Raw genomic sequence first — 21,340 nt, forward strand, 5'->3', positions numbered from 1 at the left:
CTATGGTCGGGCTGGAGCAACCGACGTTGTGTGATCGGCACTGCGATCATCAGGTCGGCGCCAAGGGCGCGCAGGTATCAAGTAGCAGTGATGCGTGCCGACTCTGAAAATGCAAGGCGCGCGCACGGGACGGCGGCCCCCTGCAATGCATTGCGCTTCCACCCCAGGACAACTGCAGCCTTGTGTCCATGGCAGAGCCTGGGGCGCGACCTGCTAGGCTATGCGGATGAATGAACCGGTCGATGCACAGCCTGCCCCCTCTTTTTTGCCGATGTCGCGCCGCTTTCGCGGGTATCTGCCTGTGGTGGTGGACGTCGAAACGGGCGGGTTCGACTGGAACAAGCACGCGCTGCTGGAAATCGCCTGCGTGCCGATCGAAATGGATGCCGCCGGACGCTTCTTTCCCGGCGACACTGCCAGCGCGCATCTGGTACCTGCGCCCGGGCTGGAAATCGACCCGAAGTCGCTGGAAATCACCGGCATCGTGCTCGACCACCCGTTCCGCTTCGCGAAACAGGAAAAGGACGCACTTGACCATGTGTTCGCGCCGGTACGCGCGGCAGTGAAGAAATACGGTTGCCAGCGCGCGATCCTGGTTGGCCACAACGCCCATTTCGATCTGAACTTTCTCAACGCCGCAGTCGCGCGCGTGGGCCACAAACGCAACCCGTTTCATCCCTTCAGCGTGTTCGATACAGTGACGTTGGCCGGCGTGGCTTATGGCCAGACCGTACTGGCCCGCGCGGCCCAGGCCGCAGGCCTGGACTGGAATGCCGCAGACGCGCACAGCGCGGTCTACGACACCGAACAGACCGCACGCCTGTTCTGCACGATCGCCAACGCCTGGCCGGGGCCGGTTTAGGGTTGGGATTTGGGATTGGTAAACGCGTTGTGTTTCCTTAGTTGGCAGCGCTGGTCGCGCGGCTACCAACCACGAATCACGACTGCCTAGTCACAGCGCGGCACCGCTGCGTGCTGTCGTACCCTCATCCGCGCTTCGGGCACCTTCTCCCGCACGAGAAGGGAAGTGGCAGGCGCGTCGCTTTTGCGATTCCCGATTCCCAAATCCCGATTCCCCGCCGCTAACCCACACAAATCCGATCGCGCCCAGCGCTCTTGGCCTCGTACAAGGCGTGATCGGCGCGCCGCATCAGCGAAGAGCCGGTGTCGTCGTCGCGCAGCTCGGCCACGCCGGCACTGAAGGTCACCTGCAAGCCCTCCACGCTGCCCCAGTCGTGGCGGGCATGGAACAGCGCACGGATGCGCAGGCAGAGCGCCTGGGCCTCCTCCAAAGTGGTGTCGGCCAATAGCAGCGCAAATTCTTCACCGCCCAGGCGTGCCGGCAGATCCGAGGCGCGTGCGGCCGCTGTGAGCAGCACGCCCACCTCGTGCAACACCGCATCGCCGCTGGCGTGGGAGTAGTGGTCGTTGATGCGCTTGAAGTGATCGATATCCAGAATCGCCAGCACCAACGGCCGCGCACTGCGCCGTGCACGGCTGATGTCGCGCGCCAGCGCTTCATCGAAGTGGCGACGGTTGGGCAGCCCGGTCAGCGCATCTTCGTGCGCCTGGCGCTCGAAGACATCGGACTTGATGCGCAGGCGCGTCAGCAGCTCGCTCTTTTCCTGATTGGCCTGCAGCAAGCGCTTTGCCTGCAGTTGCAAGTCTTCAGTGCGCTTGCGTACCAGCTCGGCCAAGCGCGCATTGTGGGTCTTATAGCCATGCAGCAACACGCGATACAGCAAAGCCAGCAGCAGGAGCGCGCCCAGCACCGCGGCAATGTGCACATCCTGGCGTTGCCACCACAGCGGCAATACCTCGAACGCCCACACCGCTTCGTGCGGGCTCCACGCCCCGCCAGGATGGCGCGCAGCCACCTGCAGGCGATAACGCCCCGGCGGCAAGCCGATGAATTCCACACTGCGCTGCCGGCCGCGTTCGGTCCAGGTAGTGTCCAGGCCCTCCAACCGGGTTCGGTATTCGATTCGCTCCGGCAGCAAGAAGCTCATGCCGACATAGGACACATTCAAACGGTGCCCGCCAGCCAGCTGCTCGCGCTGGCTCCATGCCAACGGGCGGCCATCCTGCTGCACGCTTTCGATCAATGCCGGCGGCGTGCGGCGTTCGCGGAAGCGCTGCAACCGTGCCGGATCGACCATGCTCACGCCGCCGGCTGTGACCACCCACACTGTGCCGTCGGCACGCCGCAGCAGGCTGGGGCCGGAACTGCCATTGGCCTGCGCACTGCCCATGCCATCAATCTCGCCATAGCGTTCGATAACGAGCGCGCCGTGCCCATCGGCCACTGCATTAAGTGTCTTGAGTTCGGTGCGCAGCATGCCGCGATTGCTGCTGATCCACGCATTGCCAAGCCGGTCTTCGACAATCTGGAACACCGTGTCGACCGGCATGCCCTGCTCCAGACCCGCGCGTGCAAGCACGCCGTTGCGCTCGCGATACAGGCCGCGATCGGTCGATATCCACATCGCGTCGCCGATAGCCTGAAAACCGAACACGCTGCGCGCGCCGCCCAGGCTTTCCAGATTCAACTGCTGCAGCTTGCCGTTGCGTAGCACCACCGCGCCGTCGACCGAGCCGATCCACAACCCACCATCGACGCTGGCCAGCGCCATCACCACGCCCGTGGGCAATCCTTCGTTCGCCAATGGCGCGTGCTTGCCGTCTACCAAGCGCACGACGCCACGCTGGGTCGCCAGCCACACTGCACCGTGGTCGTCGATCACAATCGCGCGGATATGCCCGCGGGGAATGCCATCGGCCTCACCGTAATGCCGTAGCAAGCGTCCATCGCGCAATACGAAGACGCCATCGGCGTAGGTGCCTACCCACAGGTCGCCATGCCCGTCCAGCGCCAGGCTAAGCACCGACGGGCGCCGGCCGGACGGTGTGACCACCGGCACCGGCACGATGCGCCCGTCCGGCAGCAGCCGGTCCAGGCCGGCAGTTCCGGCGATCCACAGACTGCCGTCGCGGTCTTCCAGCAGCGCGCGGCTATAGTCGCCGCTCAAGCCGTCACGGTGACTGTAGCTACTGAACAAGATTTCGCGCAGCCGGAACAGACCGCCGTTGGCGCCGACCCAAATGCTGCCTTCGGCATCTTCGCGCAGGCTGACAATGCGCCCGGTCGGCAGGCTGCGACCAGCCGGCAGATGCTCCACGCCATACGGCCCGATCCGCAGCAGCCCCTGATTTTCGCTGCCCAGCCACAGATCGCCATGGTGATCCTGCAGCATCGCGGTGAAGTGGCCCTGCCCCGGCACCCGATGCACCAGCTCGGCACGCTCGCCCTGCAGGCGGTACAGCTGGTCGCCCGCGACCACCCACACCGTGCCGTCCGTCGCGCGATACGGCCATGCCAGCCCCGGCGGAAACCCGAATGTCGCTGGCGCGCGGTGCATACGCCCATCCGGTTCGCGGTAGATCAGCCCATCGAAGGTGCCGATCAACAAGCGCCCCTGCCCATCGAACACCATGCGCGGAAAGCTGCTCTGCAGCGGCGCGTCATCGTCCGGCGGGAAATAGTCGAAACGTCCATCCGGCCACAGGCACCCCAGCCCATGCCCTTCGAACAACAGCCACATGCGCCCTTCGGCGTCCATGGTCATGGCATGGATCAATGCCTGCGGCCATTGCTCGCGCCGTTGCCACTGCTGCCACTGCCCATCGGCACCGTGCCGGACCAGATTGCCACGCGCATCGCTCAGCCACAGCGCACCATCGCGGTCTACATACAGCGCGCCAACGCCGTTATCGGGTAGCCCAGGGCGCGCGCTGCGATCGATCACGCTGAATTCCAGCCCGTTGTAGCGCACCAGGCCTTCCCAGGTGGCGAACCACAGATAACCGTCGCGGGTCTGGGCGATGGCGCGCAAGGAGTTGTGCGGCAGCCCGTTACGCGAGCTCCAGCTATCGATGGCGTAGTCGCGTAAGCGCGCAGCGCCAGGTGATGCCGCGAACGCTGCGAGCGAACAAAGCGCCAATAGCAGGCAGGCGCCGGTACCGAAGCAGCGCAGCCACCGTCTGTTTGCTCGTCGTGCTGACGCCTGTGCGCCGCAACTGATCTCGCCTGTTTGCCAGGCGCCCACCCCATTGTTCATCACACACAATGCGCCGTTTGCTGGCGATATGGTAGGCAAAAACTCTACAGCGCGTTCGCCCACTGGTGCCTGTGGATCGAGAGGCTTGCTGCAACGCCCTGCGTGTAGACCGCCTGACGTCTTGCGCCCGGCAACTGCGCAGAAGTGCGCAGATGCCTGTCAGCGATGGGCCGATGGGGAACTGCGGCTGACTTACCTGACGCGAGACGTGTGCCATACAGAGGCCAACACGCCTGCGCCCGACCCTGCCGCACGCGGGCGATTACGCACCCAGGCGCTGGCGCACGACCTCGAACAGGGTCACACCGGTGGCGACCGACACATTGAGGCTCTCGATCTCGCCCGGCATCGGAATCTTGACCAAACCATCGCAATGCTCGCGCGTGAGACGGCGCAGGCCATCGGACTCGCCACCAAGCACCAGCCCGACATTGCCGCGCAGATCCACGCTGTACAACGATGCCTCCGCCTCGCCGGCCAGGCCATACAGCCACACGCCCTGCTTTTGCAGGTCGCGCAGGCAGCGCGCCAGATTGGTCACCGCCACCACCGGAATGCGGTCTGCTGCACCGGCAGAGGTCTTGCGCACGGTCGCGTTCACCGTGGCCGACTTGTCCTTGGGAATCACCACTGCGGTGACGCCAGCAGCAGCCGCGCTGCGCAGGCAGGCGCCGAGGTTATGCGGGTCCTGCACGCCGTCGAGGATCAGCACCAGCGCGCGCCCTTCTGCGGCTTCGACCAGGCCTTCCAGTTCGTTCTCGGCCCACAGCCGTGCCGCCGCATAGCGCGCGGCCACGCCTTGATGGCGCACCTGCCCGCCTACGCCGTCCAGCGCCTGGGTGTTGACCCGGCGCACATCGATGCCCTTGCGACGCGCCTGTTCCTCGATCTCGGTGAGGCGCGGGTTCTTGCTGCCGGCCTCGATCAATACCTCGCGCACGTTATCGGCGTCGTTCTCGACGGACGAGGCGACAGCATTGACGCCGACGATCCACTGGTTCTGCTTGCTCATTGCGCGGGCATACGAAGAGATAAAGGGGAATGGTAGGGCCTGCGGCCGGTTACGTCACGGTCGAGGCGTAGGAGCGGTGGCGACGCCGACGGAGCCGCGAGGGCAATGGCATCGGCGCTGGGGGCGGGGAGTGTGCGGGGTCTGGCTAGCGCGTGCCTGCCTTGAACGCATGCCGGTCGCGTAGATCAACGTGCCGATGGACAGCTATCAAATGGTGCGCTGGCACGTCTCATCGCGGCGAATAAAGTCAGCGAGCGCGGTAACGCCGTTGATGCTCGTGTCCCGCGATCAACAGCACAACACCACCAAAACGACGCCTCATACCGGCCACTGCTCGGTGTCATGATCCGGATGCTGCCACGAGACCACGCTGGCCAAAAAGGCTTCCGCAGTGGCATCGTCTTCGGGTGGGCGCGTGGGTAGCTGCGCCAAGGTATCGACGAATGGCAGCTTGCGATCCAATCCGTACTGAATATGCGGCGGCAACTGCTCTGGCGTATCGAATGTACCTGCCGCAACTGCCACGCCATCGGGCGCTTCATAGGTCAACGGCGTACCGCACTCGGCGCAAAAACCGCGCTGTACGACCGACGAGGAGGCAAAGCGCTTAGGCGCGCCACGGGTCCAACGAAACTCGGTGCCGCGCACCGACACCAGCGGTGCGTAATACGCCCCGAAGGCCTTCTGGCACATGCGGCAGTGACAGATCGACGCGTCTACCAACGCACCGCGCACATGAAAACGCACGGCACCGCACTGGCAGCCACCGCTGTATTCGCTTGAAGTCTCCATCGTCTGCTCCGCACATCAGTCTGTTACGGACGCCATTGCGCACAAGCAACGCTCGCAATGGATGCACCTGCATTTAGATCAGCTCACGCAAGGAATGCGCTAACTCAGGCGGTAGCGACCGGTTCCCGGATTGGGCGGAAAACGCTCGCATGCGGCGGTTCCTGAGCACCGTCCACGCCCACCTGAAGACGGCTCGCGATGTTGCGGTAAATGCTCTTGCTGGCTACTACGCCGCATCGCGGGCGCCACCTCGGCCGCCCGCAACGCCATCGGCTCAGTACGACTTCTTCTTGCGCTTGGTCGGCTTTTCGCGTGGCGGCAGCGGCGCTTCTGGCGCTGCGGGCGCTGCGCCATCTTCGGCCAGGCGGAAATCGATCTTGCGCTCTTCCATGCTGGCTTTGAGCACCAATACGCGTACCGGGTCGCCCAGACGGAACTCGCGGCCGCGGCGCTCGCCGCTGAGCGTCTTGCGGATCGGGTCGAACTGGTAATAGTCCTGCGGCAGCTGGGTGACATGCACCAGGCCGTTGACCTTGGACTGCGTCAATTCGACGAACAGACCAAATCCGGTCACGCCGCTGATCACGCCGTCGAACTGACCACCTACATGCTTTTCCATCCACGCGGCGCGGTACCGCTCGTCCACTTCGCGCTCGGCTTCGTCGGCACGCCGGCCACGTTCGGAGCATTGCAGGGACAACGCCGCCATCTGGCGCGGGGTGTAGATGAATTTTTCCGGGCTGGCGCCGGTCAAGGCGTGCTTGATCGCGCGATGCACCAGCAGATCCGGATACCGGCGAATCGGCGAGGTGAAGTGCGCGTACGCCTCCAACGCCAGACCGAAGTGGCCGTTGTTCTCCGGCGAATACACCGCCAGGCTTTGGCTGCGCAGCAACACCGATTCAAGCAACGCCGCGTCCGGACGGGCACGCACCTTCTTCAGCAGCTTGGTGTAATCGCCGGGGCGCACCTTGCTCCATGCCGGCAGACTCAACTGGAATTCCTTAAGAAACTCCAACAAGTCTTCGTACTTGCTCTCCGGTGGGCGCTCATGCACACGGTACGGCGCAGGCACATGCATGCTCAACAAGTAGCGCGCGGCCTCGACGTTGGCAGCGATCATGCATTCTTCGATCAACTTGTGCGCATCGTTACGCACCAGCATGCCGGCCTGAGTGACCTCGCCGGTGTTGTCGAGCACAAAGCGCACTTCGGAGGTTTCAAACTCGATCGCGCCGCGATGCGTGCGCGCCTTCGACAGCACGTGATACAGCTGATGCAGACGCTGCACTTGCGGCAGCAACGGGCCGATGAAGGCCTTGGTGTCCGCATCATCTTCGCCCACCGCCTTCCAGACCTGGTTATAGGTCAGGCGCGCATGCGAGTTCATCACCGCTTCGTAAAAACGCGAGCCGGTCACTTCGCCATCGCGTCCCACCTGCATGTCGCAGACGAAGCACATGCGATCGACCTTGGGCATCAGCGAGCAAATGCCGTTCGACAGCGTTTCCGGCAGCATCGGCACCACGAATCCCGGGAAATACACCGAGGTGGCGCGTTTTTGCGCTTCGTCGTCCAGTGGCGTACCGGGACGCACGTAGTTGGACACATCGGCGATTGCCACCACCAGACGGAAGCCGTCGACATTGGGCTCGCAATACACCGCATCGTCGAAATCCTTGGCGTCTTCGCCATCGATGGTGACCAGCGGCATCTGCCGCAGATCCACGCGCCCACCGATCATCTGCGGCTCGACCACCAACGGTACCGCCGCGGCCTCGTCCAGCACTTCCTGTGGAAATTCGTGCGGCAGCTCATGGCCGTGGATGGCCATTTCAACCACCAGCGACGGGGTCAGTTTGTCGCCAAGCACTGCGATGATCTTGCCGATCGCCGGGCGGCGCGCGTCCGGCGGTGCGATCAGTTCGCAGACCACCAACTGGCCTTCGCGAGCCTCGCCGATACCATCCGGTGCGATCTGCACGTTGCGCTGGATGCGCTTGTCATCCGGGTCGACATAAGCCACGCCGTGCTCATAGAAAAAGCGCCCGAGCATGCGCGACATGCCGCGCTCGAGCACGCGCGCAATCGCACCTTCGCGACGGCCGCGGCGGTCGATGCCGGTGACGTTGGCCAACGCACGGTCGCCATGCATGACCTTGCGCATTTCGAACGGCGGCAGGAACAGGTCGTCGCCACCTTCGTCGGGCTTGAGGAAGCCGAAGCCCTCCGGATTGGCGATCACCACGCCGGCGATCAGGCTGGTCTGTTGCACCGGCGCGTAGCCGCCGCGGCGGTTCTGCACCAGTTGCGCTTCGCGCACCATCGCGGCCAGGCGCTTGCCCAGTGCATCGATGCGATCGCTCAGATTGAGCTGCTCGGCAATTTCTTCGGCGGTTTGCGGACCGTCGCAGGCTTCAAGCAACTGCAGGATCGCCTCGCGGCTGGCGATCGGCTCGGCGTAACGCAGGGCCTCGCGGTCGGCGTGCGGATCCTTGAATTCGGCAGCCGGAGTCGCGGCAGCGGGGGGCGAGAGAGTCTGGAAGCGTTCCGGCGGCGGCGCCAGCGGGCCACTCTTGCGCGGATGCGGTGCGCGCGGAGCTGGTGGCGTGGGCAGTGCGTCCAGCGGCTGCGGTGCGGCACCGGCGGCTTTGTCAGCGGCGCGCTTGTTGGCAGACTTGGTCGACGCGCCGGCTGCGGCGCGGACCAGGAAGTCTGGCATCCAGCCCGGCAACTTCTGCTGTTCGGCGGTGCTGGACTCGCCTGCGCTGGTGGATTTGCGGCGACTCGGCCGATCGGAATCTGGGGTGTTTTTCTTTGTCATTGCTTACATGGTACCCCTTGACGCAGCGAGATGGGCAGCAAGGCCGGCGCAGCCGTTGCCAGTTGCCGCGCACGAATCGTTGACAAACCTGGCGGGAGGCTGCAAAATTCGCGGCTCACCTGCCCAGGTGGCGGAATTGGTAGACGCACTAGCTTCAGGTGCTAGCGGGGGCAACTTCGTGGAGGTTCGAGTCCTCTTCTGGGCACCAGTTTAAAAAGACCTCCGAGTAATCGGGGGTCTTCTGGTTTCTGGGGTTCGAAAACGCGCTGTCACTGCGCCTGCTCGCCTTGGGAGGCCTCGCTTGGTAACCCGGAGCGCGTTTCGATTCCACTGCGCTGAATACAACCGACCTGTTCGCGCTACGCCTTGCCTCGTGCATCGATGGCTCGCTTGAGGCCGCCAGGCCACCCGAAGCCATCGTCACCCTCCGCGCCGCAATGCGGCCACTACACATAAGCCAAGCGCGACTGTCAGCGACGCGCTCGATAGTGCATCGCGCGGGTGGCCGCACCGCCCCGCTCACCGGCCACGCTCGCCTTTTCGATGCATTCGCTTGGGTGCCGCCCGCTTCAGGGCGCTGCGGTAATCCCGGCCTCGCGCAGCGCTTGTGCCCAGATACGGTAGCCAGCTTCGCTGGGATGGGTGCCGTCCGGCAGCAGCGCTTCGGGCAGCGTGCCGTCGGCTTGCAACAGCTTCGGGCCGATATCGACCAGGCGCACCGACGGATCCTTTGCGTAGCGCGCGGCCAGCAGCCGGTTAGTCTCGGCGATTGGCGCACGCCGCGCATCGTCGGCATTGCGGCCACGCGGCATGATCGCCATCAGGATCAGCTTGCTGTTGGGCAGGCGGCGGCGTACTTCACTGACCACCGCCTGCACACCCAATGCGGCTTCGGCCGGGGTGCTGGCGCGCGATTGCGCGGTGCCACTGAGGTTGTTGGTGCCGATATGCAGCACCACCCAGCGCGGATCCAGGCCATCGAGTTCGCCCTGGCGGATGCGCCACAGCACGTTTTGCGTGCGGTCCCAGCCGAAGCCCAGATTCAGTACAGGCCGCTTGCCATACAGCCACTGCCACGATTCGGGCCCACTGACGCGCGTGGCCTGCGGCGGCCCGGACCAGAAATGCGTGATCGAATCGCCGATCATCACCACCTCCGGCTTCAAGCTGCGCGCGGCCGCCAGCGCGGCGTGGTGGCGCGCGTACCAGTCATAGGAATCCTGCTCCAACCAATCGACCGGCATCAGCGAAGTGGCCGCGTCACGGCCAAGTTCGGCCACCGGCTTGACCGGCGGCTCGCCCAGTAGCCGCGCCAGCGTAGGTTCGATCGCTTCGGCCAGCATGCGCTGTCCTTGCGTGTCCGGATGCAAGGCACCGGCCGCCGGACGAAACCGGGTGTCGTAGAACAGCTCGGTGCGTAGCTTGCCGTCGCGCTGGAAGATAGAGCTCACATCCAGATAGGTCACGCGCGGGTTGTCGCCGTAACGCACCGCCAAACCCTGATTGATCTGCGCATCGTGCCGCGATTTTTCGCTGGAAATATCGCTGGGCAACACACTCAACAACAGGATATGCGTGCGCGGCAGCTTTTGTTCGATCGCTGCCACCACCGCATCGATACCCAGTTGGGTCTGTTCGGCGGTTTGGCCGAGATGACCGGTGTTGTTGGTACCGATCAGCACCAGTGCGACCTTTGGCTGCAGCCCGTCCACTTCGCCATTGACCAGCCGCCACAGCACGTTTTCGGTGCCATCGCCGCTGAAGCCCAGATTGAGCGCGCCGCGGCTGCCGTAAAAGGTCTGCCAGGTGGGTTGGAAGTCTTCGTCCGGCGCCTTGGCCTTTTCGTAGTTCTGGGTGATCGAATCGCCGATCAGCAGCAGCTTGGTCTCCGGGTGCTGCTTCACCTGCTCCAGCACCTGCGCGTGCCGCTGCGCCCACCAGGCTTCTTGCAGGCGATCGGTCGGCATGATCGACGGTGGCGGCGTTTGCGCGCTTGCCGCAGTGCAAATCAGCAATAGCCCGAAGCAGCACAGCGTGCGTGAGAGGCCAGACAAAGAAACGCGAGACGACGCAGCGTGCGAAGACCGGGACATGCGCGCACCAGACACGGAAGAAGCGCCGATTGTGATCCGCGCGTACTGCACCCGACAAGCGCTGGCGTCGCGCTCGGTGGTGATAGTTTCGCGGTGAGCGCTCCAGCGTTGCCGCGCAGCTCGGCAGTGATGGAGCGTGGCCGATATCGCCGCAGCCCGGTCTCGCCGCGCGCAATCACCAGCCGTTGAATTTCCGAAGTGCCTTCGTAGAGTTCGGTGATCTTGCATTGCGGTGAGCGCTCCAGCGTTGCCGCGCGCCGCGGCAGTGCTGGAGCGCCGCCGATATCACCGCAGCCCGGTCTCGCCGCGCGCAATCACGAGCCGTTGAATTTCCGAAGTGCCTTCGTAGATTTCGGTGATCTTGGCATTGCGGAAGTAGCGCTCCAGCGGCATCTCTTTCGAGTACCCCATGCCGCCATGAATCTGCACGGCTTGATGGGTGATCCACATCGCCGCTTCGGATGCAGTGAGCTTGGCCACTGCCGCTTCGGTGCCGAACTTCTGCCCCTGCCCCTTCAACCATGCTGCACGCAGCGTCAGCAGCAGCGCCGCATCCAGCTTGCACTTCATGTCGGCGATCTTGGCCTGGGTCATCTGGAAGGTGCCGATCGCCGCGCCAAACGCCTTGCGCTCCTTGACATAGGCCAGCGTGGCTTCGTACGCCGCACGCGCGATGCCGACCGCCTGCGAAGCAATACCGATGCGCCCGGCATCCAGCACGCTCATCGCGGTCTTGAAGCCCTCGCCCTCCACGCCCAGCACCTCATCGGGCTGCGCGACGTAATCGGCAAACTCGATTTCGCAGGTGGCCGAGGCGCGGATGCCCAGCTTGGGCTCGGTCTTGCCGCGGTGGAAACCGGCGCGCTCGGTATCGACCATAAAAGCCGTGATCCCGCGCGAGCCCTTGTCCGGCTCGGTCACCGCGAACAACACGATGTATTTGGCCACCGGGCCGGAGGTGATCCAACTCTTCTTGCCGTTGATGACGAAGCTGCCATCGGCCTGCTTCACCGCGCGGCAGCGCATTGCCGAGGCATCCGAACCGGACTGCGGCTCGGTCAGCGCGAACGCTCCGATGTGCGTGCCTTCGGCAATCGCGCGTACGTACAGCTGCTTCTGCGCCTCGCTGCCGTTCTTCAAAATGCCGGTGCAGAACAGCGAGTTGTTGACCGACACGATGGTGGAGTGCGCGCCGTCAGCAGCAGCGATTTCGATCATCGCCAGCGCATAGCTGATCGGGTCCATACCGGCGCCGCCGTATTCGGCCGGCACCTCGATGCCCATTAGTCCGTTCTCGCCCAGCAAGCGGATGTTTTCCAACGGAAATTCGCCGCTGCGGTCGAATTGCTCTGCGCTGGGCGCGATCTTTTCCTGCGCGATGCGGCGCGCCACATCCTGGATCATCAATTGTTCTTCGGTAAAGCTGAAATCCACGTCGCACCCCTCCAGGCCTGAGCTGAGCCCCCATTGTAGCGCTAACCATTCGCATGCGTATGTAGTTGACCGCACCTGCTGCCCGGTCGAAAATATCTCCATATCGCGATATAGAGATATTCATGGATCTGGAAGACTGGTCGGCCCGCTTGAAGGTATTTGCCGACGCTACCCGAGTTCGCCTGTTGACCTTGCTGGAGCAGGAAGAACTCACCGTGGCCGAGCTGTCAGCTATCACTCGGTTGGCGCAGCCGCGCGTGTCCACGCATTTAGCCAAACTCAAGGAAGCCGCGCTGGTGCGCGACCGCCGCGCCGGGGTGTCGGCCTACTACCGCTTCGACGAAGTCTCACTGGACCCGGCCCAGCGTGCGCTATGGCTGGCACTGAGCACCGGCAGCGACGACCCGCTGCTGCGCCAAGATGCCGAACGCGTGGCCGCCGTGCTGGCCAACCGTGCAGCCGACCAGAACTGGGCCGATTCGGTGGCCGGCGACATGGAACGCCATTACTCGCCCGGACGTACCTGGGAGGCCCTGGCGCGCACCGCCCTGCCGCTGCTGGAAACCGGCGACGTGCTCGACATTGCCTCCGGCGATGGCGTGCTGGCCGAACTGGTGGCGCCGCACGCCACGCGCTACATCTGCATCGACACCAGTGCGCGCGTGGTCGCGGCCGCCAGCGAGCGCCTGCGCAAACTGCGCAACGTGGAAGTGCGCGAAGGCGACATGCATGCACTGCCGTTCCCCGATGCCAGCTTCGACCTGGTGGTGCTGATGCATGCGCTCACCTACGCGGCCAAACCCGAGCAGGCGGTGGCCGAATCGGCACGCGTCTTGCGCCCCGGCGGCCGCCTGCTGTTGTGCAGCCTGGCCAAGCATGAACACCGCGCTGCAGTGCATGCATACGGCCACGTCAATCTCGGGTTTGCCGCAAAGGAATTGCGCAAGTTTGCGGAAAAAGCCGGGCTGGACGTCTCCAGCCTGGAGACGGTGACGCGCGAAAAACGCCCGCCCCATTTCGAAGTGATCTCGTTGATTGCTGTGAAGCCGGGAATCGGGATTCGTGGAAAACAAAGACACTGCTGCGCGGAGAACCGGACTATGACGCACGCGCGAATTCCCAATTCAGAATCCCCGATCCCGTTTGCATTGCCCTGGCTGCATCCCGAGCGCGCGGCCAAGCTCACTGCCGCGCTCGCCGAGCGCATCCTCATCATCGATGGCGCGATGGGCACCATGATTCAGCGCCACGATCTGCAGGAGCCCGATTATCGCGGCACCCGCTTTGTCGACGGTTACGACAGCGCGCATGTGCACGGCCCCGGTTGCGATCACGCGCATGCACCAGAAGGCCGCGACCTCAAGGGCAACAACGATCTGCTGTTGTTGACTCGCCCGGAAATCATTGCCGGCATCCATCACGCCTATCTGGACGCGGGCGCAGACCTGCTGGAAACCAATACCTTCAACGCCACCTCGGTGAGCCAGGCCGACTATCACCTGGAACATCTGGTGTACGAGTTAAACAAGGCAGGCGCCCAGGTGGCGCGTGCATGCTGCGATGCCGTCGAAGCGCTGACGCCGCACAAACCGCGCTTTGTCATCGGTGTGCTCGGCCCCACCAGCCGTACTGCCTCGATCAGCCCGGACGTCAACGACCCGGGCTACCGCAATACCAGTTTCGATGCGCTGCGCGAAACCTATCGCGAAGCCATCAAGGGATTGATCGATGGCGGTGCGGATACGCTGATGGTGGAAACCATTTTCGATACCCTCAACGCCAAAGCCGCGTTGTATGCCATCGAAGAAGTCTTCGAAGCCCGCGGCGGGCGGTTGCCGGTGATGGTCTCCGGCACCATCACCGACGCATCCGGCCGCACGTTGTCCGGACAGACTGCCGAAGCGTTCTATGCATCCGTCGCGCACGGGCGGCCGTTGTCGGTCGGCCTGAATTGCGCCCTCGGTGCCAAGGATCTACGTCCACACGTGGAGACGCTTTCGCAGATCGCTGATGCCTATGTCAGCGCGCATCCGAATGCCGGCTTGCCGAACGCCTTTGGCGAATATGATGAGACGCCTGAGGAAATGGCCGAAACCTTGCGTGAGTTTGCCAAGTCCGGCTTGCTCAATCTGGTGGGTGGGTGCTGCGGGACGTCGCCTGACCATATCCGCGCGATTGCCGAGGCAGTGGCTGATCTACCGCCACGGCAGCTGCCTGGTGCGCAGGAGCTGGCGGCGTGATGCGTACAACGCACCTACACCGTGGGTCGCGTTTGTCGCATGCACCTGTAGGGCCCAACGCTGATCCAAAGGTGGTTGGTGCGTTACATCTACAGCGTTTCTCCCTGCGGCCCGCGCAGGCCTCTATCCGCATGGGCTTTGCATGAGTACTCCCCGCTACACCCGTCTGTCTGGCCTTGAGCCGTTGGTCATTACGCCGGACCTGTTGTTCGTCAACGTCGGCGAGCGCACCAACGTCACCGGCAGCGCGCAGTTTCGCAAACTGATCAAGGAAGAACGCTACGAGGAAGCGGTGGAGGTCGCGCGTCAGCAAGTGGACAGCGGCGCGCAGATCCTCGACGTCAACATGGACGAAGGCCTGATCGATTCTGAAAAAGCGATGACGCGCTTTCTCAACCTGATCATGTCCGAGCCGGATATCGCGCGCATTCCAGTGATGGTGGATTCTTCCAAATGGAGCGTGATCGAAGCCGGATTGAAGTGCCTGCAAGGCAAGAGCGTGGTGAACTCCATCTCGCTCAAGGAAGGCGAAGCGGTGTTCATCGAGCACGCGCGCAAGGTGTTGCGCTACGGTGCCGCCGCGGTGGTGATGGCCTTCGACGAAGCGGGCCAGGCCGAAACCTGCGCGCGCAAGGTCGAGATTTGCACGCGCGCCTACAAGGTGCTCACCGAGCAAGTGGGTTTCCCGCCGGAAGACATCATCTTCGACCCGAACATCTTTGCGGTGGCCACCGGCATCGAAGAACACGACAACTATGCAGTGGACTTCATCGAAGCCACCCGCATCATCAAGGACACGCTGCCGCATTGCCATGTTTCCGGCGGCGTTTCCAACGTGTCGTTCTCGTTCCGTGGCAACGAAACCGTGCGCCAGGCGATCCACTCGGTGTTCCTGTTCCATGCGATCAAGGCCGGCATGGACATGGGCATCGTCAACGCCGGCGGCATGCCGATCTACGACGAGCTGGACCCGGAACTGCGCGAACGTGTGGAAGACGTCATCCTCAACCGACGCAAGGACGGCACCGAGCGCCTGCTGGAAGTCGCCGAGCGCTACAAGGGCGCCAAAGGCACGGCGAGAGTCGAAGACCTGGCCTGGCGCGACAAGCCGGTCCGCGCACGCCTGGCGCATGCGCTGGTGCACGGCATCGACGCATTCGTGGAAACCGATACCGAAGACGCGCGACAGCAATCCACACGCCCGCTAGACGTGATCGAAGGCCCGCTGATGGACGGCATGAACGTGGTCGGCGATCTGTTCGGCGCCGGCAAGATGTTCCTCCCGCAGGTGGTCAAGTCAGCGCGCGTGATGAAAAAAGCGGTGGCGTATCTGCTGCCGTACATCGAAGCGGAAAAACTGCGTACCGGCGATGTCGGTAAGTCCAACGGCAGGATCATCATGGCCACCGTCAAGGGCGATGTGCACGACATCGGCAAGAACATCGTCGGCGTGGTGTTGGCGTGCAACAACTTCGACGTGGTGGATCTGGGCGTGATGGTGTCGGCGCAGGTCATCCTGGACCGCGCGCGCGCAGAAAACGCGGACCTGATCGGACTCTCCGGACTGATCACGCCCTCGCTGGAAGAGATGTCGCACGTCGCGCGCGAGATGCAGCGGCAGGGATTCGAGATTCCGTTGCTGATCGGCGGCGCGACTACCTCACGCGCGCACACGGCATTGAAGATCGACCCGCACTACACCGCGCCCACCGTGTGGGTAAAGGACGCATCGCGTGCGGTGGGCGTGGCGCAATCGCTGATCTCGCGCGACCTACGCCAGGCCTTCGTTGCCGCCAACGATGCCGACTACGCCGAAATCCGCGCACGCCATCGCAATCGCGGCGACGCAAAGCGCTTGGTGTCGCTGGAAAAAGCCCGTGCGCAGCGCTTTGATGGCGATTGGGAGACCTACACCCCGCCTGCCCCACGACAGCCAGGCATCCACGTGTTCGATGACTATCCGCTGCAGGAACTGATCGACCTCATCGACTGGACGCCGTTCTTCCAGGCCTGGGAACTGGCTGGCAAATTCCCCGCGATTCTCAGCGACGAGATCGTCGGCACCCAGGCCAGCGAGCTCTATCGCGACGCACGCCGCATGCTCAAGCGCATCGTCGATGAAAAGTGGCTCACGGCTAAAGCCGTGTTCGGGCTATGGCCGGCGAACAGTGTCGGAGATGATGTCGAGGTGGTCCTGACGGACCACCGGGATTCGTTAGTCGGGATTGGGGATTCGCAACAGCAAAGCTGGCCCCCACTTTCAGATTCCAAATCCCGACAGCTACTGCACTTCTTGCGCCAACAAGTCGACAAGCCTGTCGACCGTCCCGACTTTTGCCTAGCTGACTTCATCGCGCCGAAAAGCAGTGGCAAGCAGGACTGGATCGGTGCATTCGCCGTCACTGCCGGCATCGGTATCGATCCGCATGTGGCCCGCTTCGAAGCCGCGCACGACGACTACAACTCCATCCTGCTCAAGGCGTTGGCCGACCGACTGGCCGAAGCATTGGCCGAGCGTTTGCATCAACGCGTGCGTACCGAATTCTGGGGCTATGTCGACGATGAAACCTTGGACAACGAAGCCTTGATCGCCGAGCGCTATCGCGGCATTCGTCCGGCGCCCGGCTACCCTGCTTGCCCCGAACACAGCGAAAAACGCACGTTATTCGATCTACTCGATGCCGAGTGCAACGCCGATATGTCGCTGACCGAAAGCTTCGCGATGCTGCCCACCGCCGCGGTCTCCGGCTATTACTTCAGCCATCCCAAGAGCCAGTACTTCGTGATGGGGCGTTTGGGCAAGGAACAGGTCGCTGACTACGCCAAGCGCAAAGGCATCACGCTCGCATTGGCCGAGCGTTGGCTGGCATCGAATCTGGATTACGACCCGGAATAAGAGCGACTACCTGCGGCTGGGCTGCAAGCCCACCATCGCAGGACACACGATGAGTAAGCAGGCACCAGTCGAGATGACTGGTGTGCATAGCTTTCAGTAAAGCTACCAACAACTATCGGGTGCGGTGATTGCGGTGATGCCGGTGCAGTGACTGCACTCGCCCCGATTGCGGGGCCATGGCGGCATGAATGCCGCCATGGCCCCACGGACGGATTTACGGCGTGTCGCGAGCGGTGAGGGCATCGCGCCCTCAACTGACCCAAGCGACTGACTCACGCTTTCGCCTGCATCCGAACGACGCTACGACCGAACTCGACGCACATAGCTTTCAAATAGGCGTACATATAAGGATGCTGAAAACAGATCGCCGGGCAAAACCCGGCGATCCAGACTCAAAAGTCAGCACACCCCCGCCGACCTCATCGGATCACGCCGCCGGCCGCAACACGTTCAAGACTTCGTAGCACGCGCCCATCGTGTGGTAGTCGGTCTTACCCGCCGGGCTTTTCTCATCGCTGTACTTGCGGTTGTCCGCATCCAGAATGCGATACCACGCACCGTACTGATGGTCGATCATGTGCGCCCACGAATAGGCCCATAGCTTGTCGTACCACTGCCAGTAACGATCATCGCCGCTGCGCTGAGCCAGTAATGCAGCGGCAGCCAGCGACTCGGCCTGCACCCAGAAATACTTGTCATCGTCGCAGACCTTGCCGTCAGGATCGAAGCCGTAATACAGCCCGCCGCGCTGCGCATCCCATGAACGCTCCACTGCCACATCGAACAGATGCTGCGCGGTCGGCAGCAACCAGTCGGCCGGCGCATAGCGATCCAGCAGCATCAGCAACTTGGCCCACTCGGTCTGATGGCCCGGCTGAAAGCCCCACGGACGGAACAAGTGCTTGGGATTGTCGCGGTTGTACTCCCAATCGATATTCCACTGCAGGTCGTAATGCTCCCACACCAACCCATCGGCCTTGGCCGCTTGGCGCTTGGTCATGTTCTCCGCGAGCACCAGTGCGCGATCGAGATAACGCTGCTCGCCGCTAGCCTCGTACGCGGCGATCATCGCCTCGCACATATGCATGTTGGCGTTCTGGCCACGGTAGCTGGTGAAGTTGAATTGCGCGTCGGCTTCGTCGCGATACAGCCCGAACTCCGCTTCCCAGAAGTGCTTTTCCAGCAGCTGCCAGGTTTCGTCCATCCACGCACGCGCCTCATCGACGCCGGCCTTCAAACCACACGAATACGCCAGCAGCACGAAGGCCACGCCGTAGCAGTGATTCATGTCGTCTTCGACTACGCCATCGCGCAGCGTCCACGCATAACCGCCGGTTTGTGGGTTGCGATGCACGTTGCGTAGATAGTCCAGCCCGTGGCGCACTGCTTGCAGATACGCCGCATCGCCAAACTCGCGGTAGGCCATCGCGTAGTTGAAAACGAAGCGCGTACTGCTGACCAGGTGCCGATGCCCGGCATCGTAGATCGAACCGTCATCGCGGAAGTACTGGAAAAACCCGCCCGCCGGATCGATCGCGCGCGGATGGTAGAACGCCATGGTGTCGGCGATGTGCTGGCGCAAGACGTCAGCCGAACGGAAATCGGGTGCAGGTGTTGCAGGCAAACGGCTCATGATTGTTCCTGGATCAAAGAATGGACCTCATCGACGCTCGGCATCGCAGCGAACGCGCCCTTGCGTGTCACCGCCAACGCACCGACAGCTGCAGCAAAACGAATCACCTCGTTGATTGCCGCCGGATCGCCGCATAGCTGCTCCAGCGAAGATGCGCGCACGGCAAGCTGATACAGCAGGCCACCCACGAACGCATCGCCGGCAGCGGTGCTGTCGCGCACCTGCACGCGGAAGGCAGGTACCTGGCCGGAATCGGTACGTGTCTGCCAATGCACCGGACCGCCACCATCGGTGACCAGCAACCAGCTGGCCTTGCCCTGCCACAGCTTTTGCGTCACCGCACTGGCATCGCCATCGAGCGTCCCCGCCAAATAGTCGAGTTCTTCGCGCGAGAGCTTGACCACATCGGCTAGCGCCAGCGCCTCCCACAGCAATGGCGCCGGGTCGACATCCTGCGGCCACAGCATCGGCCGCAGATTGAGATCCAAGCTGACGATGGCGCCATCGGCGCGCGCACGGCGCATGCCGTCGAGCGTGCATTGCGCAATCTCCGGCTCGGTCATGCTGTTCGAACACACATGCAATACCGCGGCTTGGGTAAACCCATCCGCAGCGAAGTGCTCGGGGCGGAACAACAGGTCTGCTGCCGGCGGACGGTAGAAACTGAAACTGCGCTCACCCGCTTCGTCCAGTGCAACGAAGGCCAACGCAGTCTTGGCTTGATCGGTGCGCACAATGCCATCAGTCACCACGCCAGACTGCTGCAAGCTCTGCAGCAAGAAATCGCCGAACATGTCGCGCCCGAGCATGCCGACGAAATGTGCAGCGCCACCCAAGCGCGCCACCGCAACGGCGACGTTGGCCGGCGCACCGCCGGCATATTGCGCGAAGGTCCGCGCTTCGTCCGGGCTGGCCTGCGGCAACGCCAGCATATCGATCAACGCTTCGCCGAAACACACCACCTGATGCTTGCTCGCACTCATGCGCGTGCCTCCGCCAGTGCGCCGCGCAAACGCGAGCCCCAGATACCGTAGAACACGATGTACAGGTAGCACAGCAGGGGCAGCACGAACGACTCATGCAAGCCAATGCTGTCTGCGAGCAGTCCTTGCAGATACGGCACGATGGCGCCGCCGACAATGGCCATGATCAACAGGCTCGACGCGCGACCGGTCAACGGACCCAGCCGCTCGATGCCCAGGGTGAAGATAGTCGGGAACATGATCGAATTGAACAGGCCGATCGCCACCAGCGCATACACTGCCAGCATGCCGCCGCTGGCCATGGTCAACCCCAGCAATACCGCATTGATCGCAGCGAACACCGACAACAATACGCGCGGCGACAATTTAGCCAGCAGTGCCGAGCCAATGAAGCGGCCGATCATCGCCAGCGTCCAGTAGGCCGACACATACTTGGTCGCCTCACGCTCGGTGAAACCGCCGATCTGCGGCAGCGAGAAGTAATTGACCATCAGGCTGCCGATCGCCACTTCTGCGCCGACATAGAAAAAGATCGCCAGCACACCGAAGCGCACGTGGGGATGACGCAAGGCATCAAGCAAGGAATGCTTGCTCTCGTCCTTCTGTGCGCTTGCATCGGTCAATGCCGGCAGACGAAACAGAAACACGAAGATCGCCAGCAGGAACAACACGATGCCCAGCCCGATGTACGGGCCTTGCACGGCTTGCGCTTCCTGCACGCGATAGGCAAGTTGCTCGGCTTCCGGCAACGCCTTGAGCTGATCGCCACTCATCACCGTGTTGGACAGGATCAACCAGCCACCCATCAGCGGCGCGATTGCGGTGCCGAGCGAGTTCAACGCCTGCGCCAGCGTCAAACGGCTGGAAGCACTGCGCTCTGGACCCAGCAAGGCGACGTAGGGATTCGCAGCGACCTGCAAGATGGTGATGCCGGTGGCCAGCACGAACAGTGCACCGAGGAAAGCACCGTACACGCGCAATTCCGCCGCCGGCCAGAAGCCCAGCGCGCCCACCGCCGCCACTGTCAACCCGGCCACGATGCCCTGCTTGTAGCCCAAGCGATTTACCAACCAACCGGCCGGCAGCGACATCAGGAAGTACGCACCGAAGAAGGTGAATTGCACCAGCATCGCCTGCGCGAAGTTGAGCTCGAACACCGCTTTCAAGTGCGGAATCAGGATGTCGTTGAGGCAGGTGAGAAAACCCCACATGAAGAAGATCGTGGTCACCACCGACGACGCGACGCCGTTATTGACGGGCGCCTTGTTGCCGCTGGACACGGAGGATTGCGTGGAAAGGGAAACCATAGGAGTTG

11 protein-coding genes, 1 tRNA gene and 2 pseudogenes are annotated in these 21,340 nt (G+C 63.2%); 5 read left to right on the forward strand and 9 right to left on the reverse strand.

Annotated features, from left to right (window positions below; all coding sequences use genetic code 11):
• Positions 1 to 220 precede the first annotated feature (220 nt).
• Positions 221 to 862: a ribonuclease T gene (gene rnt, locus NX05_RS05770; protein ID WP_017112811.1), complete on the forward strand. Its 642-nt coding sequence runs from the start codon at positions 221 to 223 to the stop codon at positions 860 to 862.
• 220 nt (positions 863 to 1,082) lie between these two features.
• On the opposite strand, the gene NX05_RS05775 is transcribed toward rnt, so the two are convergent.
• From NX05_RS05775 to rnr, 4 genes are all read right to left on the reverse strand, one after another.
• Positions 1,083 to 4,118, reverse strand: a complete 3,036-nt coding sequence (locus tag NX05_RS05775) for a ligand-binding sensor domain-containing diguanylate cyclase (protein WP_039433745.1) — start codon at positions 4,116 to 4,118, stop codon at positions 1,083 to 1,085.
• 262 nt (positions 4,119 to 4,380) lie between these two features.
• Complete coding sequence (gene rlmB / locus NX05_RS05780; protein WP_010366472.1) at positions 4,381 to 5,130, reverse strand: 23S rRNA (guanosine(2251)-2'-O)-methyltransferase RlmB; 750 nt, start codon at positions 5,128 to 5,130, stop codon at positions 4,381 to 4,383.
• Between the two features lie 318 nt (positions 5,131 to 5,448).
• The gene (locus NX05_RS05785; protein ID WP_039433742.1) at positions 5,449 to 5,922 is read right to left on the reverse strand and encodes a GFA family protein; all 474 of its coding nucleotides are present in this window, start codon (positions 5,920 to 5,922) and stop codon (positions 5,449 to 5,451) included.
• Positions 5,923 to 6,196: 274 nt separating this feature from the next.
• Positions 6,197 to 8,746: a ribonuclease R gene (rnr, locus tag NX05_RS05790; RefSeq protein ID WP_039433739.1), complete on the reverse strand. Its 2,550-nt coding sequence runs from the start codon at positions 8,744 to 8,746 to the stop codon at positions 6,197 to 6,199.
• A 121-nt stretch (positions 8,747 to 8,867) separates the two neighbouring features.
• Between rnr and NX05_RS05795 the strand changes: the two genes are divergently transcribed.
• A tRNA-Leu gene (locus tag NX05_RS05795) sits at positions 8,868 to 8,954 on the forward strand.
• A 361-nt stretch (positions 8,955 to 9,315) separates the two neighbouring features.
• Here the strand turns inward: NX05_RS05795 and NX05_RS05800 are convergent.
• Positions 9,316 to 10,839: a platelet-activating factor acetylhydrolase IB subunit gene (locus tag NX05_RS05800; protein WP_172645766.1), complete on the reverse strand. Its 1,524-nt coding sequence runs from the start codon at positions 10,837 to 10,839 to the stop codon at positions 9,316 to 9,318.
• Between the two features lie 285 nt (positions 10,840 to 11,124).
• The gene (locus tag NX05_RS05810) at positions 11,125 to 12,273 is read right to left on the reverse strand and encodes an acyl-CoA dehydrogenase family protein (RefSeq protein WP_080991466.1); all 1,149 of its coding nucleotides are present in this window, start codon (positions 12,271 to 12,273) and stop codon (positions 11,125 to 11,127) included.
• A 122-nt stretch (positions 12,274 to 12,395) separates the two neighbouring features.
• Between NX05_RS05810 and NX05_RS23615 the strand changes: the two are divergent.
• The 3 genes and pseudogenes from NX05_RS23615 to metH all read left to right on the forward strand — a co-directional run.
• Positions 12,396 to 13,377 (forward strand): annotated as a pseudogene (locus NX05_RS23615) (metalloregulator ArsR/SmtB family transcription factor).
• Positions 13,374 to 14,513 (forward strand): homocysteine S-methyltransferase family protein, encoded by a 1,140-nt coding sequence (locus NX05_RS23620; RefSeq protein ID WP_039433884.1) that lies wholly within the window; start codon positions 13,374 to 13,376, stop codon positions 14,511 to 14,513. The pseudogene NX05_RS23615 and the gene NX05_RS23620 overlap by 4 nt, the downstream one beginning before the upstream one ends.
• Positions 14,514 to 14,646: 133 nt before the next feature.
• Positions 14,647 to 17,409, forward strand: a pseudogene (gene metH / locus NX05_RS05820) (methionine synthase); the annotation flags it as partial.
• 427 nt (positions 17,410 to 17,836) lie between these two features.
• Here the strand turns inward: metH and NX05_RS05825 are convergent.
• Genes NX05_RS05825 through fucP form a run of 3 tightly spaced genes read right to left on the reverse strand, consistent with a single transcriptional unit; the run spans position 17,837 to position 21,332 of the window.
• On the reverse strand, positions 17,837 to 19,042 hold the full coding sequence (locus tag NX05_RS05825) for an AGE family epimerase/isomerase (RefSeq protein WP_039433720.1): 1,206 nt from the start codon (positions 19,040 to 19,042) through the stop codon (positions 17,837 to 17,839).
• Positions 19,039 to 20,025, reverse strand: a complete 987-nt coding sequence (locus NX05_RS05830; protein ID WP_039433717.1) for a carbohydrate kinase family protein — start codon at positions 20,023 to 20,025, stop codon at positions 19,039 to 19,041. The genes NX05_RS05825 and NX05_RS05830 overlap by 4 nt, the downstream gene beginning before the upstream one ends.
• The gene (fucP, locus tag NX05_RS05835; protein ID WP_039433714.1) at positions 20,022 to 21,332 is read right to left on the reverse strand and encodes an L-fucose:H+ symporter permease; all 1,311 of its coding nucleotides are present in this window, start codon (positions 21,330 to 21,332) and stop codon (positions 20,022 to 20,024) included. Before fucP ends, NX05_RS05830 begins: the two co-directional genes overlap by 4 nt.
• Between the last annotated feature and the right edge of the window lie 8 nt (positions 21,333 to 21,340).

Source organism: Xanthomonas vasicola (assembly GCF_000772705.2).
Lineage (GTDB): Bacteria > Pseudomonadota > Gammaproteobacteria > Xanthomonadales > Xanthomonadaceae > Xanthomonas > Xanthomonas vasicola.